Source organism: Siculibacillus lacustris, assembly GCF_004328075.1.
Taxonomy (GTDB): Bacteria; Pseudomonadota; Alphaproteobacteria; order Rhizobiales; family Ancalomicrobiaceae; genus Siculibacillus; species Siculibacillus lacustris.
Genome location: NZ_SJFN01000047.1, coordinates 1 through 16,210, shown reverse-complemented (window position 1 = coordinate 16,210; position 16,210 = coordinate 1). Strand labels below are relative to the sequence as shown.

At 65.9% G+C, this 16,210-nt stretch carries 14 protein-coding genes and 1 pseudogene; 10 read left to right on the top strand and 5 right to left on the bottom strand.

Annotation, left to right across the window (positions count from 1 at the left end; all coding sequences use genetic code 11):
* Positions 1-20: 20 nt before the first annotated feature.
* Together EYW49_RS20895 and halA are read right to left on the bottom strand one after the other, a co-directional pair.
* Positions 21-695 (bottom strand): nucleotidyltransferase domain-containing protein, encoded by a 675-nt coding sequence (locus tag EYW49_RS20895; protein WP_131311572.1) that lies wholly within the window; start codon positions 693-695, stop codon positions 21-23.
* Position 696: 1 nt separating this feature from the next.
* Positions 697-1,746 carry an anti-phage Hailong system effector protein HalA gene (gene halA, locus EYW49_RS20890; protein WP_131311571.1) on the bottom strand — a complete coding sequence of 350 codons (1,050 nt, stop codon included), beginning with the start codon at positions 1,744-1,746 and terminating at the stop codon, positions 697-699.
* 102 nt (positions 1,747-1,848) lie between these two features.
* Between halA and speB the strand changes: the two genes are divergently transcribed.
* Complete coding sequence (gene speB, locus EYW49_RS20885) at positions 1,849-2,805, top strand: agmatinase (protein WP_131311570.1); 957 nt, start codon at positions 1,849-1,851, stop codon at positions 2,803-2,805.
* A 36-nt stretch (positions 2,806-2,841) separates the two neighbouring features.
* On the opposite strand, the gene EYW49_RS20880 is transcribed toward speB, so the two are convergent.
* Both EYW49_RS20880 and EYW49_RS23135 read right to left on the bottom strand, forming a co-directional pair.
* Complete coding sequence (locus EYW49_RS20880; protein WP_131311569.1) at positions 2,842-3,006, bottom strand: DUF3309 family protein; 165 nt, start codon at positions 3,004-3,006, stop codon at positions 2,842-2,844.
* An 81-nt stretch (positions 3,007-3,087) separates the two neighbouring features.
* Positions 3,088-3,234, bottom strand: coding sequence for a hypothetical protein (locus EYW49_RS23135; protein WP_165498356.1), 147 nt, complete (start codon positions 3,232-3,234; stop codon positions 3,088-3,090).
* A 184-nt stretch (positions 3,235-3,418) separates the two neighbouring features.
* Between EYW49_RS23135 and argC the strand changes: the two genes are divergently transcribed.
* Together argC and EYW49_RS20870 are read left to right on the top strand one after the other, a co-directional pair.
* A complete protein-coding gene (gene argC, locus EYW49_RS20875; RefSeq protein ID WP_131311568.1) occupies positions 3,419-4,462 on the top strand; it encodes an N-acetyl-gamma-glutamyl-phosphate reductase in 1,044 nt (347 codons plus the stop codon).
* A gap of 350 nt (positions 4,463-4,812) precedes the next feature.
* Positions 4,813-6,159 (top strand): dicarboxylate/amino acid:cation symporter, encoded by a 1,347-nt coding sequence (locus tag EYW49_RS20870; RefSeq protein WP_131311567.1) that lies wholly within the window; start codon positions 4,813-4,815, stop codon positions 6,157-6,159.
* 103 nt (positions 6,160-6,262) lie between these two features.
* On the opposite strand, the gene phaC is transcribed toward EYW49_RS20870, so the two are convergent.
* On the bottom strand, positions 6,263-8,068 hold the full coding sequence (gene phaC / locus EYW49_RS20865) for a class I poly(R)-hydroxyalkanoic acid synthase (protein WP_131311566.1): 1,806 nt from the start codon (positions 8,066-8,068) through the stop codon (positions 6,263-6,265).
* A 210-nt stretch (positions 8,069-8,278) separates the two neighbouring features.
* On the opposite strand from phaC, the gene EYW49_RS20860 reads away from it, so the two are divergent.
* From EYW49_RS20860 to EYW49_RS20830, 7 genes and pseudogenes are all read left to right on the top strand, one after another.
* A complete protein-coding gene (locus tag EYW49_RS20860; RefSeq protein WP_131311565.1) occupies positions 8,279-8,704 on the top strand; it encodes a hypothetical protein in 426 nt (141 codons plus the stop codon).
* A 273-nt stretch (positions 8,705-8,977) separates the two neighbouring features.
* Positions 8,978-10,195 (top strand): LL-diaminopimelate aminotransferase, encoded by a 1,218-nt coding sequence (locus EYW49_RS20855; RefSeq protein WP_131311564.1) that lies wholly within the window; start codon positions 8,978-8,980, stop codon positions 10,193-10,195.
* Between the two features lie 116 nt (positions 10,196-10,311).
* Positions 10,312-11,637: a homoserine dehydrogenase gene (locus EYW49_RS20850; protein WP_131311563.1), complete on the top strand. Its 1,326-nt coding sequence runs from the start codon at positions 10,312-10,314 to the stop codon at positions 11,635-11,637.
* Positions 11,638-11,681: 44 nt separating this feature from the next.
* Positions 11,682-12,689: a class II fructose-bisphosphatase gene (gene glpX, locus EYW49_RS20845; protein ID WP_131311562.1), complete on the top strand. Its 1,008-nt coding sequence runs from the start codon at positions 11,682-11,684 to the stop codon at positions 12,687-12,689.
* A 50-nt stretch (positions 12,690-12,739) separates the two neighbouring features.
* On the top strand, positions 12,740-14,572 hold the full coding sequence (gene recJ / locus EYW49_RS20840) for a single-stranded-DNA-specific exonuclease RecJ (protein WP_131311561.1): 1,833 nt from the start codon (positions 12,740-12,742) through the stop codon (positions 14,570-14,572).
* A gap of 96 nt (positions 14,573-14,668) precedes the next feature.
* Positions 14,669-14,857, top strand: a complete 189-nt coding sequence (locus EYW49_RS20835) for a hypothetical protein (RefSeq protein ID WP_131311560.1) — start codon at positions 14,669-14,671, stop codon at positions 14,855-14,857.
* Positions 14,858-15,515: 658 nt separating this feature from the next.
* Positions 15,516-16,210 (top strand): annotated as a pseudogene (locus EYW49_RS20830) (hypothetical protein); the annotation flags it as partial.

Sequence of the window (16,210 nt, the reverse complement as noted above, 5' to 3'; positions counted from 1 at the left end):
GGCCGATTGGTCCGCCCTTTTCAGTATGGAGAAGTAATGCGTCGATTATACCCAAGTATTTTTAGCGCCATTGTGTTGTTGTTGAGTTTGAAATATTCAATTAAATCATCGGCATCGTTAGGTATTAACGCCGATGATCTTTCGTTAATTTGGGTTATAAACTTTTCAAAAGTTGGAATGATGTGCGTTTCTGGACGAGGGGAGTCTTTTATTCTTATAAGGGCCCTAATTTCTTCGTTCTCTGCCGCGAGGCTGTCTATCGAGAACTTTGGAGCCCGTAGCTCGGCGCTCTCGGCTATAAGAATGGTGCGAACGCACCACGACAATTTCTTATTAATGTCATGAATGTCGCGCCCATTTTTAAGCATCCTAATAAGTAAATACCCTGCATCAATCGCATTATTTCTTTCGTTATAATAAGTACTCTTGTACATGAAAGAATTTTTTAGACGATCCATCACTTTAGTTGGGTCGTAGATAGTGATGGATTCCATCTTTAAGTGTAAGGCGAATAAATCTCCACTTTTAAACATATTTTCAATAAACGCTATTGGATAAAAGGCAAAATTTGATTTGCTAATTGATTTTGATTTCATTGTGTTATCGTCGACAACGGCTAGAAGGTCAACATCAGAGTTTGAGTTATTATCGCCTCGCGCTCTGCTGCCAAATAGAGATAGAGCGATTACAGCCATTCTAGCGAACCTTGCTTATCCTGTTTATTACAGTGGGAATAATGACTGCATACCAAATCAAACCAACAACTAAGTTAGAGACTGCTAATATCTGTTTTAGTGTGCCGTCCAGAGTCGATGAATGTTTCGTATATCCCGCAACAAGAGATATATCTAACGACATTATAATGGAGTCTAATAAAGCGATCCTTAGGAAATAGCAATACGCAGCAGTATACAGAGAAATTATAATTAGTCCAAAAAACAAAGGGCGAGTAATACTTCTCCCCCACGCATTAATATTTAATACTAATATTATAATTTGCATATCAATCGTGTTTATTGAGTTTAATACTTTGTTGAAAAGAAGTTTCGGGATTTTTATGTTCGGTGAAATATTTTCTATTGTTCTGTGGCTTATTTCTTCCTTAATAGATTGAATTGTTGTTAGTTGAACACATTCATAATAGTCTTTGTCGGACCCTTTTCTTGTGTGATTCTGGTATATTGCGCGCGCGATTTCGCTCTTTGTTATTTCAAGTCGTGCTCGTTGATATCTCTTCGTACTTGTTTGACCGTTTTGTTCGTTGGGATTTTCTGCGGTATAAGCCGCCTCGATAAATTTGGTGGGGTTGGTTATTATAGTGCCGTCAAGCTTCGTTGTGTTGCCTGAGAGTCCAATTTCTTCCCAGGTGCAATCACGAAATTCACTGTCCTGAAAAGTAGCGGTTGAAAGAGAACTGCGCTTAAATCTGCAGGAATTGAATTTTGCCATTGTAAAAGTGCTGTTTGAGAAATCGCATTTTTCAAAAATGCAGTTAGAAAACTTCGAGTATTCCGGAAAAATCCCGATGAAATCACAATTTTCAAAATGTATACGTTCAATTTTTACGGGGGATTTCAGCTCTGCTGCGTCGAAGATCGCGAGCCGAGGTCCTCCATTGCGTACAAAATCCCAAGAGGCTTTTTGAAACATTGCGGGATCCGCAGTCTGAAAGACGGGATCCCAATAGCTGACGGTTTTTTTTGAATTCTGATGTCCACCGTTCGGAACTACTTCTACTTTAGTCATTGGTTGTTCTCAAATTCGTGGCACGTTAAGAAGCTCATCCTTATCCTCAGGCATGCCAATTTAGCATGTTTCGAATTCGTGTGGTATTCAGGATTGGTGAAAATGGAACAAGCCTCTAACAATCCCAGTAGCTCGGATTCTGCGTGCCCGCCCCCGCCCACCTACGCCGGCGCGCTGTCCTTCATGCGGCGGCGCTATACCCGCGATCTCGCGGGCGTCGACGTGGCGATCGTCGGCGTGCCCTTCGATGCCGCGGTGTCGAACCGGTCGGGGGCGCGCTTCGGGCCGCAGGCGATCCGGCGGGCTTCCGCCATCCTCGACGGCGATCCTCAATATCCCTTCCATGCCGACCCCTTCGCGGCGCTGAACGTCGTCGACTGGGGCGACGTCGCCTGGGACTACGCCAAGCCCTGGGCCGCCCACGACTGCATCCACGCCCAGGTCGGCGACGTGCTGGCGTCGGGCGCCAAAGTCTTCGCGCTGGGTGGCGATCATTCGGTGACCTTCCCGCTGCTCGAGGCCGCCGCCGCGCTCCACGGACCGCTGGCGATCGTCCATTTCGACGCCCATCAGGACACTTGGGGGGAGGCCGGGGCGGCGGGGCCGGGACACTGGACCGATCACGGCGCCTTCGTGCGGCGCGGCGTCGAGGCCGGGGTGATCGATCCCCATCGCTCGATCCAGATCGGCATCCGGACGCATGCGCCGCGCGACTGCGGGCTGGAGATCGTCTGGGGCTGGGAGATCGAGACCTCCGGGATCCGCGCGGCGATCGAACGGATCTATGCCCGGGTCGGCGAGGCCAAGGCCTATCTGACCTTCGACATCGACTGCCTCGACCCGGCCTTCGCGCCCGGCACCGGCACGCCGGTCGCCGGCGGGCTCACCTCGCGCGAGGCGCTGGTGATCCTGCGCGACCTCGGCCGCCTCGACTTCGTCGGTGGCGACGTCGTCGAAGTGGCGCCGGCCTACGACCACGCCGACGTCACGGCGATCGCCGGCGCGGCGGTGGTGCAGACCTGGCTGGGGCTCGAGGCGGAGAAGCGACGACGAGGCTGAGCGCCCGCGACCAAGCGCGGGCGCCGCTCCGTCGTCTCACAGGCGGCCGGTCAGCACCAGAATCAACAGGACGATCAGCAGGATACCGATCAGTCCGGTGCCACGGTTGCCGTAGCCGTAGCCATAGCCGCCGAAGCGGCCGCTGAAACCACCGAGCAGGAAAACGACGAGCACGATGACGAGGATGAGGCCGAGCGACATGGGACTGTCTCCTTGGGACGGGCCGGGTCGGCCGCCGTCCTCTCGAGGAAGATCCCGCCGGGATCGGCGGGATCGGGCACGTCACTTCTTCTGGATGGACACGCCGCCGTCGCCGATCCGAATGTCGACCCCGTCCCGTTGGGTGCGCTCCTGATAGAGCTGCCAGCCGATGATGGCGATGACCACGCACAGGGCGGCGATGACGATGGAAACGGTGGGGCGATTCATGAGGACTCCCGCTCACAGGTGAACTTCCCCGCGTGAGACCGGGACTCTCTGCCTCTCCATATGGGGCGGAAACGACAAATTGCGAGGGGGGAGGGCGAGGCCCACCGCCGGTGGCCGCCTCCCGTCTTCCCCTCGTCGCGGAAATCCGTCATATCCCTTCGCGAAAACCATTCGAGGTTCGATCATGTCCGCCAAGACCGACGTCGCCATTCTCGGGGCCTCCGGCTACACCGGGGCCGAACTGGTCCGCATGCTGCTCGGCCACCCGAACGTCCGCATCGCCGCGCTGACCGCCGACCGCAAGGCCGGAACCACCATGGCCGACGCCTTCCCGCAGTTCTATGGCGTCGACCTGCCGCGCCTCGTCACCATCGCCGAGGTCGACTGGTCGGGCATCGACGCGGTGTTCTGCGCCCTGCCGCACGCCACCACCCAAGCGGTGCTGAAGGGCCTGCCGGAGCGGATCAAGATCGTCGATCTCTCCGCCGACTTTCGCCTGTCCGATCCGGCGGCCTACGAATATTGGTACGGCGCCCCCCATCAGGCGGTCGAGCTGCAGAAGGAAGCCGTCTACGGCATCACCGAGTTCGCCCGCGACCGGGTGGCCAAGGCGCGGTTGGTCGCCAATCCCGGCTGCTACACCACCTGTTCGCAACTGCCGGTGATCCCCTTGCTCGAGGCGAAAGCCGTCGACCCCGACGAGATCGTCGTCGACGCCAAGTCGGGCGTCACCGGGGCCGGGCGGTCGCTGAAGGAATCGAACCTCTTCACCGAGGTCTCGGAAGGCTTCCACGCCTATGGCGTCGGTCATCACCGCCACATGGCCGAGCTCGAGGAGGGCTTCTCCCGTGCCGCCGGCCGGCCGGTGATCCCGTCCTTCACGCCCCATCTGGTGCCGATGAACCGCGGAATGCTGGCCACGGTCTACCTCAAGCCGGTCGGCGACCACACGCCCCAGTCGCTGCACGAGATCCTCGCGACGCGCTTTGCCGGCGAGCCCTTCGTGCACGTCCTGCCCTTCGGCACCGTGCCCCAGACCCGCCACGTGCGCGGCACCAACCGGGCCCACATCTCGGTCTTCGCCGATCGGCGGCCCGGCCGGGCGATCGTCATGTGCGTCATCGACAATCTGGTGAAGGGCGCCTCGGGTCAGGCGATCCAGAACCTCAACGTGATGATGGGCTGGCCGGAAACCACCGCTCTGGAGGCCGTCGGCTTCTTCCCGTGAGCGGGACCGACGATCCGAGCCATGCATGGATGGGCGAGCGAGGGCGGCAGACATGCCGCCCTTCGTCGTTTCTCGAGGCTGCCGATGCGCGTCTACGACCAAGGTAGGGGAGATCTGCAAATCGATTGAGATTCGCAGAAAACCGCCGATTTTGCGCCCTCGCCGCGGCGGACCGCCGCACCCCGCCGGCGCCTTGCGGATAACCGCAATTGACCCTCCCCGAGCCGATCGATTAGCGCAGATCCCACGCACTCGTCGCGGGGCTGCCATGCGGCGACCGCAGTGCGATCCACCACCGACGCACACGAGCTCGGGACGCGCCGGCGTCCGGGGCAGGGGGAGTCACGACCATGCACATGCCCGACCACATCCTGCCGGAAATGCCCAAGGAGGTGCGCAAGAGCTGGCACCAGATCCTCTATGTGCAGGTCCTGATCGCCATCGTGCTCGGTGCCGTGGTCGGCTGGCTCTATCCCCAGTTCGCCACCAACGAGTGGATCAAGGCGATGGGCGACGGCTTCATCAAGCTGATCAAGATGGTGATCGCGCCGATCATCTTCTGCACCGTGGTTTCCGGCATCGCCCATATCCAGGACGCCAAGAAGGTCGGCCGGGTCGGCGTCAAGGCGCTGATCTACTTCGAGGTGGTCTCGACCTTCGCGCTGGCCATCGGCCTGCTGATCGGCAATCTGGTCGGCCCCGGCCACGGTTTCCAGGGCAAGCCCGACGCCGCGGCGATCGCCCAGTACACCGCCCCCGACAAGCAGCAGAAGTCGGTCGACTTCGTGCTCAACATCATCCCCGACAGCGTCATCGGCGCCTTCGCAAAGGGCGACGTGCTGCAGGTGCTGCTGTTCTCGATCCTGTTCGGCTTCGCGCTGATGATGCTCGGCGACAAGGGCAAGCCGGTGCGCACCCTGATCGACGAATTCGCCCTCGGCGTGTTCGGCGTCATCGGCATCGTCATGAAGGTCGCGCCGATCGGTGCCTTCGGCGCCATGGCCTACACCATCGGCAAGTTCGGCCCCCAGGCGCTCGGCAATCTCGCCGGGCTGATCGCCACCTTCTACGTCACCTCGGCGCTGTTCGTCCTGGTGGTGCTCGGCGTCGTCGCCCGCATCGCCGGCTTCTCGATCATCCGTTTCCTGGCCTACATCAAGGACGAACTGCTGATCGTGCTCGGCACTTCGTCGTCGGAGAGCGCCCTGCCGCAGTTGATGGTCAAGCTGCAGAACATGGGCTGTTCCAAGCCGGTGGTCGGCCTGGTGGTGCCGACCGGCTATTCCTTCAACCTCGACGGCACCAACATCTACATGACGCTGGCGACCCTGTTCATCGCCCAGGCCCTCGGCGTCGACCTGACCTTCCAGCAGCAGCTCACCATTCTGGTCGTCGCCATGCTGACCTCCAAGGGTGCCTCCGGCATCACCGGTGCCGGCTTCGTGACGCTCGCCGCCACCTTGGCGGTGGTCAATCCGGCGCTGGTCCCCGGCATGGCGATCGTGCTGGGCATCGACAAGTTCATGTCGGAATGTCGCGCGCTGACCAACATCGTCGGCAACGGCGTCGCCACCGTGGTGGTCGCCTGGTGGGAAGGCGAGCTCGATCGCGGCAAGCTCCATGCGGCGCTGCATCCGCCGCGCCCGGCGCACTTGCCGGTCAATGCCGGGGTGGTCGCCGCCAGCCACGCCGACTGATCCGGCCGGGCCGCCACCTCGCTCGAACGAAACCCGCCCGGAGCGATCCGGGCGGGTTTCTCATGTCGGGGAGGGGCGGGCGGCGCGGCGGATCGGCCGCCGCTCACGCCTTGGCGCGGACGTAGGAGCCCGGCGCGTCCTCGATCGGTTCCAGCACGCCGCCGCCCGGCTGCCGCGCCGGCACCATTTCGGGGGCGAGGTCGGTCAACCAGGCGTGCCAATGCGGCCACCACGACCCCGGCGTTTCGCTCGCCGCGGCGAGCCAGTCGGTGAAGCTGCCCTGGGGCGGGCCGCCGGTCCAATACTGGTACTTGGGCTTGCCGACCGGGTTGATCACCCCGGCGATGTGCCCCGATCCGGCCAGCACGTACTGCACCGGCCCGCCGAAATAGCGGCTGCCCTCGAACACCGACAGCGCCGGGGCGATGTGGTCCTCGCGCGCCGCGAGGTTGTAGATCGGCACCGTGACCTTGCCGAGATCGAGCTTGACCCCGCCGAGCTCGAGCCGGCCGCGGGTCAGATTGTTCTCGAGGTAGCAGTTGCGCAGGTAGTAGCTGTGGTTGGCCGCCGGCATCCGGGTCGAATCGGAGTTCCAATAGAGCAGATCGAACGGGAAGGGCTCTTTGCCCTTGAGGTAATTGTTGATGAAATAGGGCCAGATCAGGTCGTTGGAGCGCAACAGATTGAACGCCGTCGACATGCTGCGACCCTCGAGGAATCCCCGCAGGCTCATCTGATTTTCCAGCGAAGAAATCTGCTCCTCGTCGACGAACACCTTCAGCTCTCCGGCATGGGTGAAGTCGACCTGGGTGGTGAACAGCGTCGCGCTCTTGATGCGGTCGTCGCCGGTCGCCGCGCACCACGCCAGCGTCACCCCGAGCAGGGTGCCGCCGACGCAATAGCCGATGGTGTCGACCCCGCGCTCGCCGGTCGATTTCTCGACCACCTCGACCGCCGTCAGGATGCCTTCCTTCATGTAGTGTTCGAACGACTTCTCGGCCTGCCGCTGGTCCGGATTGACCCAGGAGATCACGAACACCGTCAGGCCCTGCGACACCGCCCAGCGGATGAAGCTCTTCTCCGGGTTGAGGTCCAGGATGTAGAACTTGTTGATCCACGGCGGCACGATCAGCAACGGCCGCCGCCGCACCGTCTCGGTGGTCGGGGCGTACTGGATGATCTGACAGACGTCGTTCTGCCAGATCACCTTGCCGGGGGTCATCGCCAGATTCTCGCCGATGCGGAACTTCGAATAGTCCGACTGGCGGATCTTGAGGTCGCCACCGCCGGCGGCGATGTCCTCGGCGAACATCTTCATGCCGCGCACCAGATTCTCGCCGCTCGAGGTCAGCGTCTCGCGCAGCAGCTCCGGATTGGTCATCAGGAAGTTCGACGGCGACAGCGCCGCGAGGATCTGGCGGACGTAGAAGTCGGCCTTGGCGCGGGTGTGGGAGTCGAGGTCGCCGGCCTCTTCGACCATGTCGCCGGCCCAGCGCGAGGTCAGCAGGTAGAACTGTTTGACGAAGTCGAAGAAGGCATTGTCGTTCCACTCCGAATCCTGGAAGCGCTTGTCCTTGGGATCGGGGCGAATCGTCGGTTCGAACGGCTCGCCCGACAGGCGCTTCAACGTCGACGACATCAGGTCCATCCAGCCGCCGACCAGCCGCTTCTGGGCCTCGATGGTGCGCGCCGGATCGGCCAGCCACCATTCGCCGACATGGGCCAGCGTCTTGGTGATGCGGGTGATCTCGTCGGTGGAGCCGAAGTCGGTGTCGCCGGTCTCGCGCGGCTTGAGATAGGCTGCGGCCGCCTTGCCTGCCTGTTCGAAGGCCTTGGCGAGATTGTGGGCGAAGGCGTCGGGATCGGACACCAGATAGCGCAGCAGCGGATTGGGCTCGGTCTCGGCCATGAACGTCTCTTTCCCCTCCGCGAACCCGGGTCGCCCGGGGGGCGACCGAATTCGTTCACCACGCCTACGTCCTGCGGCATCGGGCAGCCGTGACAATCCCGGTGGATCGGGTATCATCGGGACGTGACTTATTTTCTATGGGGATGCTGGCAGGTCGTGACCAAACGAGCAACGGCGTTTTTGTCGGTACATGGTAGCGCTCGAATCGCCGTGCGCGTCTTGGTGTCGGTGGCGGTCACGGCCGCCCTGGCCGCCTGTTCGAGCGCCGATCTCGGCTACGGCTCGAACGATGCCGGTTATGGCCGCGCGCCTGCGCCCGTGCCGGTGGCCGCGCTGCCGGCGGTGCCCCAGCCCAACGGGCTCGGTGCCACGGTGGTCGCCGCCCCGGTCACCGGAGCCGACGGCTATCCCAACATCAACGTCGACACCGCCCGCCCGTCGTCCCTGCCGACCCGCACCGCCGCCGAGCGCGACCGCCTCGAGGCCGAGATGCTGGCCCTCGGCGCACGCCAACAGGCCGGCGTCGATGCCTCCAAGCCCGCGTCGGTGATCCAGGAACTCCAGGAACTCGGGCGCCGCTCGAAAGCCGAGACCGAACGGGCGATCGAGTCCGGCGCCGCCCCCGCGACGCCCTGACGGGGGAGCGTCGCGCCGCCGCGCTCGCCGCGCCGCGCACCGTCCATCCCCGACGATCGACGGATGCCAAGCCCGGCGACATCTGCTAAAAGGCGTTCCCTCCTCGTCGCTACGGCCGTCGTGTCGCCGTGGCGTCGCAGGACGGGAATCCGTCGGTGGACGAAGGGCTTGGCCCTCGTGCACCGTCGATTCGTATCCTCATCGAGGCACGAGAGGACGCGGGGGACGGCGTGAGCGCCCGACTGCCCGCACGCGACGAGAAGGTCTGGACCCATGGACGAATTCCACAAGATCCGGCGGTTGCCGCCGTACGTCTTCGAACAGGTCAACCGACTCAAGGCGCGAGCTCGGGCCGAAGGCGCCGACATCATCGATCTCGGCATGGGCAATCCCGATCTCGCGACCCCGCGCTTCATCGAAGAGAAGCTGATCGAGACCATCGGCAAGCCGCGCACCAACCGTTATTCCGCCTCCAAGGGCATCCCGGGCCTGCGCCGCGCCCAGGCCGCCTATTACGACCGCCGCTTCGGCGTCAAGCTGAACCCCGACACCCAGGTCGTGGCGACGCTCGGCTCCAAGGAGGGCTTCGCCAACATGGCCCAGGCGATCACCGCCCCCGGCGACGTGGTGATGTGCCCCAATCCGTCCTATCCGATCCACGCCTTCGGCTTCCTGATGGTCGGCGGCGTGATCCGCTCGATTCCGATCGAGCCGGGACCGGAGTTCTTCCGGGCGATGGAGCGGGCGGTGGTCCACTCGATCCCCAAACCGATCGCCGTGATCCTGTGCTACCCGTCGAACCCGACCGCGGTCACCGCGGATCTCGATTTCTATCGGGACGTCGTCGCCTTCGCCAAGAAGCACGAGCTGTTCGTGCTGTCGGATCTCGCCTATGCGGAGATCTACTTCGAGGGTGAGCCGCCGCCGTCGGTGCTGCAGGTGCCGGGCGCCATGGACGTCTGCGTCGAGTTCACCTCGATGTCCAAGTCCTTCTCCATGCCCGGTTGGCGCATGGGCTTCGCGGTCGGCAACGAGCGGCTGATCGCCGCGCTCGCCCGCGTCAAGAGCTACCTCGACTACGGCGCCTATACGCCGATCCAGGTCGCCGCGGCCCACGCCCTCAATTCCGGCGACGAGTGCATCATCGAGATCCGCGAGACCTACAAGAAGCGCCGCGACGCCATGGTCGACGCCTTCGAGAAGTCGGGCTTCCCGATTCCCGCCCCCAAGGCGTCGATGTTCGCCTGGGCGCCGATTCCCGAGAAGTTCCGCCACCTCGGCTCGGTCGAGTTCTCCAAGCTGCTGATCGAGAAGGCCGACGTCGCGGTGGCCCCGGGCATCGGTTTCGGCGAGCAGGGCGACGACTTCGTCCGCATCGCGCTGGTCGAGAACGAGCAGCGCATCCGTCAGGCGGCGCGCAACATCCGCCGCTTCTTCGAGCAGGCCGACAAGACGTTGCACAACGTCATCCCGCTCGCGGCCCAGGGCTGAGAGCGAGAACGGGCGCGTCCGGTCCCGCCGATCGGACCGCCCATCGTCGGACCTCCGCGGGGAGACCCCCGCGCACCGCACGCCACGGCGTTCGGGCTCGAATCGGGACTTGGAACATGCACGCCTCTCTGCGTTTGGGTATCGCCGGACTGGGAACCGTCGGCGCCTCTGTGGTCCGGGGCCTGCGCGCCCACGGCGACGAGCTCGCCGAACGCTGTGGACGCCGTCTGGTGGTCCGCGCCGTCTGCGCCCGCGACCGGACCCGCGACCGCGGCGTCGACCTCTCCGGCATCAACTGGATTCAGGATCCGGTGCGCCTCGCCGAGAGCCCGGACATCGACGTCTTCGTCGAACTGATCGGCGGCGCCTCGGGACCGGCCGAGGATTCGGTGCGCGCCGCGCTGGCCTCCGGCAAGCACGTGGTCACCGCCAACAAGGCACTGCTCGCCCGCCACGGCGTCGAGCTCGCCCGCCTCGCCGAGAAGCGCGGCGTCAGCCTCAACTTCGAGGCGGCGGTCGCCGGCGGCATCCCGATCATCAAGACCCTGCGCGAGAGCCTCGCCGGCAACCGCGTCGACCGGATCTTCGGCATCCTCAACGGCACCTGCAACTACATCCTGACCCGGATGCAGAACGAGCGGCTGTCGTTCGACGTCTGCCTGAAGGAGGCCCAGCGGCTGGGCTATGCCGAGACCGATCCGACCTTCGACGTCGGCGGCTTCGACACCGCCCACAAGCTGGCGCTGCTGACCTCGCTGGCCTTCGGCTCGGAGATCGACGTCGACGCCATCGCCATCGAGGGCATCACCGACGTCACCCTCGACGACATCGAGAAGGCCGACGAACTGGGCTACCGGATCAAGCTGCTGGCGATCGCCGAGCGCGCCCCCTCCGGCGCGATCACCCAGCGCGTCCACCCGACCATGGTGCCGAAATCCTCGGCGATCGCCCGCATCGATGGCGTGCTCAATGCCGTCGCGGTCGAGGCCGACTTCGTCGGCAAGCTGATGCTGGTCGGCCCCGGGGCGGGCGGCGACGCCACCGCCTCCTCGGTGATCGGCGACGTCGCCGACATCGCCCGCGGCACCGCGCTGAGCGTGATGGGCAAGCCCGCCGAGCACATGACGCCCTATCTGAAGTCGAACGGCGCGGAGCACCGCGGCGCCTATTTCGTCCGCCTGTCGGTGCACGACCGGCCGGGCGCCTTCGCGGCCATCGCCGCCCGCATGGCCGAGCGCGAGATCTCGCTCGAGTCGATCGTCCAGCGCGCCCGCCGCCCGTCGGCCGACGCGCCCGGCGACGCCGCCCCGACCGAGGCGCAGCCCGTCATCATGCTGACCTACGCCACCGCGGAAATGGATCTGCGGGCGGCCCTCGACCGCGTCGCCGCCGACGGCCACGTCGCCAGCCCGCCGCGGTTCATCCGCATCGAACGATTCTGAAGTCGACAACGCGGGTGCGACGACACCCCGGGGAGAAGCGACGAATGACCCACGGCAATACCGCGGCGGTCCGGCTCGAAGAGCCCGGCCTGCTCGATCGAATCCTCACCCTCGAACTGGTGCGCGTCACCGAGCGCACCGCGGTCGCCGCGGCACGGCTGCGCGGGCGCGGCGACGAGATCGCCGCCGACCGCGTCGCCGTCGACGCCATGCACCGCGAGCTCAGCCGCCTGCCGATCTGCGGCACGGTGGTGATCGGCGAGGGCGAGCGCGACGCCAACGAGCGTCTGTGGCTCGGCGAGACGGTCGGCAGCGCCCATGGACCGAAGGTCGACATCGCCGTGGTGCCGCTCGAGGGCACGACGATCTGCGCCAAGAACCTACCCAATTCGATCTCGCTGCTCGCCGTCGCCGAGGCCGGCAGCCTGCTCAAGACCCCCGACGTCTACATGGAGAAGATCGCCATCGGCCCGGGCTTCCCCGAAGGCCTGGTCGATCTCGACCGTTCGCCGGCCGAGAATCTCACGGCGCTGGCCGCCGCCAAGGGCGTGCCGGTCGCCGAGATCACCGCCTGCATCCTCGACCGGCCGCGCCATGCCCGGCTGATCGAAGAGGTGCGGGCGACCGGCGCGGCGATCCGCCTGATCGGCGACGGCGACGTCGCCGGGGTGATCCACACCACCGAGCCGACCGAGACCGGCGTCGACATCTACATGGGCTCCGGCGGCGCCCCCGAAGGCATCCTCGCCGCGGCGGCGCTGCGCTGCATCGGCGGCCAGATGCAGGGCCGCCTGATGCTCGACCGTCCCGACAAGCTCGCCCGCGCCCGCGAACTCGGCATCGTCGACCCGCGTCGGGTCTACCGCCTCGAGGACATGGCGCGCGGCGACGTGCTGTTCGCGGCGACCGGCGTCACCGACGGCAGCCTGTTGCAGGGCGTCAAGTTCGGGCGCAATCAGATCGTCACCCACACCGTGGTGATGCGCGCTTCGACCGGCACCGTGCGCTGGATCCGCGCCCGCCACATGCAGGTCGACAAGTTCGGGGTGTGACCCCGGCCCGTCGCGGCGCCGCCGCGCTCGGGTCCGATCGGGAGACACGGATGCGATCGAACGACGCCGCCGCGGCCGCGGACGAGAGTGCTCCGCGCGCCGTCCTCGGCGTCGAGCGCTCGGCCTCCGGCCGGGCGTGGCGCGATCGGCTCGATGCCGGCGGGGCGGCGCGCGCCTTGGCCATGGCCCAGCGCCTCGGCCTGCCGGAGATCGTCACCCGGGTGCTGGCCGGCCGCGGCGTCGGCCTCGACACCGCCGCCGCCTTCCTCGACCCGACCATCCGCGAGCTGATGCCCGATCCGAGCACGCTCACCGGCCTCGATGCCGCCGTCGCGCGGCTGGCCGACGCGGTGATGCGCCGCGAAAAGGTCGCGCTGTTCGCCGACTACGACGTCGACGGCGCCACCTCGGCCGCGCTCGCCCGGCGGTTCCTGGTGGCGGTCGGCCTCGATCCCGTCGTCTATGTGCCCGATCGCCTGATCGAGGGCTACGGCCCCAACGGCGAGGCGATCCGCGGTCTCGCCGCCGGCGGCGCCACCCTGCTGGTCACCCTCGACTGCGGCTCGACCAGCTTCGAGGCGCTCGACACCGCCCGCGAGCTCGGCCTCGACACCCTGGTGATCGACCACCACCAATGCGGCATCGCGCTGCCGCATGCGCTTGCGGTGGTCAATCCCAACCGCCAGGACGACCTCTCCGGCCTCGGCCATCTCGCCGCCTGCGGCGTCACCTTCGTGACCCTGGTCGGGCTCGCCCGCGAACTGCGCCGCCGCGGCTTCTTCAAGGGCCGCGCCGAGCCCGATCTCTTGGCGCTGACCGACCTGGTGGCGCTCGGCACCGTCGCCGACGTGGTGCCGCTGATCGGCCTCAACCGCGCCTTCGTGGTCAAGGGCCTGGCCGCGGCGCGCCGGCGCGGCAACGTCGGGCTGGCGGCGCTGGCCGCCGTCGCCCGTCTGTCCGGGCCGATCTCGCCCTATCACCTCGGCTTCCTGATCGGCCCGCGCATCAACGCCGGCGGCCGCATCGGCGATGCCGGGCTCGGCGCGCGGCTCCTCGCCGGCGACGATCCGGTCGAGGCCGAGCGCATCGCCGTCGAGCTCGACCGCCTCAATCGCGAGCGTCAGGTGATGGAAGCGGCGATGGTCGAGGAGGCCGACGCCCAGGTGGTGGCGCGCTGGGGCGAAGATCCCGGCCCGGTGATCGTCGCCTCCTCGGCCGATTGGCACCCCGGCGTGGTCGGCCTGATCGCCTCCCGCCTCAAGGAGCGCTGGCAGCGCCCGGCCTTCGCCGTGACCTTCGATCGCGGGCCGCTCGGCACCGGCTCCGGCCGCTCGATCGCCGGCGTCGATCTCGGGGGCGCGGTGCGCGCCGCCGTCGATCTCGGCCTGTTGGTCAAGGGCGGCGGTCACGCCATGGCCGCCGGTCTCACCGTCGACGAATCGCGCCTGAGCGAGGTCCGCGACTTCCTCGCCGCCCGCCTCGGCGCCGCGGTCGCCGCCGGCTCGGGCCGCCGCGATCTGGCGATCGACGGCGTGCTGACCGCCGCCGCGGCCACGCCGACGCTGATCGAGACCCTCGACCGCGCCGGTCCCTACGGCTCCGGCCAGCCGGAACCGCTGTTCGCCTTCCCCGCCCATCGCATCGCCTTCGCCGACGAGGTCGGCCAGGGCCACGTCCGCCTGTCGCTGGCCGCCGGCGACGGCTCGACCCTCAAGGCGATCGCCTTCCGGGCCGCCGCCGAGCCGATCGGCCGCGCCCTTCTGGCGGCGCGGGGCACGAGTCTGCACGTGGTGGGTGCACTCGGCCTGGACCATTGGCAAGGTGATGCACGCGCGCAACTACGCGTCGTCGATGTGGCCGATCCACGGACTTCGGGCTTGTGATGCCACCTTTGTTCCACTTTTTGAACGTCAGGATTCACCGATCGGTAACCTCGGGATTCGATGCTGTCCCCCGGACTCGCGTGGGGGAAAAAGTCGATGTCGATGGTCGGGGAGCATGGCACGGTGATGATCGGGAGTACGGGACTGGTGGCCCAGGTGTCGGTGGGTGAAGAGGGCAAGGTCCGCGTGTCGCGCCGCGATCGCCGCCTGGTACGGACGGCGGTGGGCATCATCGCGCTGCTCGCCGCGCTCGACGCGGTGCTCTACCTCGGCCACGTGGTCTGAGGATTTCGGCCGCGCTGGGGAGCGGGCCGAAGAGCTGCGGGCGGACGATCGCCGCCCGTGAAGCGCCCGCCGATCCGACGGGGCGCAACGACCGAATCAGGGATCTGATCTCAGCCACGCCGCCGATTTCGGCGGCGTTCTGCGTCGTGGGGGGCGGTAGTCAGACCAGCGTCGCCGATGCGCGTCGGCGCACGCGAACCCGCGAGACGGAATCGAAAAATCGATGGGGAGGACGACGCTCGGGGTCACCGGCACGATCGCCGCCGGCGTGTGCCCGGCGGTCAGTGCATCAAGGCAGCACCGGTCAGCGCCAGCAAAAAGAAGCCGATGGCCAGTTCGAAGGCGCTGGGAGCGCCGAGATGTCCGACGAATCGCTTGAACGCCAACACGGGAGACCGATCCGAGCATCGAGAGGGCAGGGGCTGTAGAGGAAGCGACGCCGCTTCTACACGGCGATTACGACGATCCGATTAAGCGGATCGAGACATGCGCGGCCTTTTCGGCGGTTTTGGTGCCGACGGATCGACCCCGAGCTCTTTTCCAACGGAATCTTTCGTTTGGCGAGGCGCATGTCGTCGCAGGCCCGCCCGCCCGGACGTTGCCGCCGCCGCGGGTGTAACGTAGCATTGCGCGAGCGCCCGCCGACGAGGGGACTGCCGTGGCCGTCGAAGATGCCCTCTCCGTCTCCTCGTTGCAGCCGACCGCCGCCGCCGGCCTCGATCTCGTCGCCCTCAAGGTCGGCCGGGTGATCGAGGCACGGGTGGTCGGACTCGCCTCGGGACAAGCGGTGCTGGCCAGCCGTCACGGCATGATCGAGGCCGACCTGTCGGCGCTCGGCGCCCGCAGTGCCGCGGTCGGCGACGTGCTGCGCCTCGAGGTGCGGGCGGTCGCGACCGGCGACGGTTCGTCCAAACTGGCCTTCGCGGTGGTCGATGCGGTGTCGACGACGCCGGCGACCTCTGCGCCCACGCTCGCCGACGACGGTCCGACCGCTGCGCTGGCGCGTGCCGTGCGCGGCGCCGTCGCCACCCAGAACGGCCTCGCCCCGCTGTTCGCCACCGTCGCCGGGCTCGAGGCGGCGCCCGCCGGCAGCGTGCCCGACCCGGTGCGGGCGCTCGCCGCGCAGTTGCTGAAAGGGCGGCTCGCCGCCGACGGTCCGCCGACCGGCGCCGACGTCGCCCGCGCCTTCGGCGGCTCGGGCCTCTTTCTGGAATCGCGCGTGGCCCACGCCGCCGCCGGCGATCCCGGCGCGCGCGCCCCCACCGACGACCTCAAGGCCGGGCTCCACGCCCTCAAGGCGGCGCTCGGCGCCTGGCTCGGCAGCCGCACCGCCGCGCCGACCGGTGCCGGCGG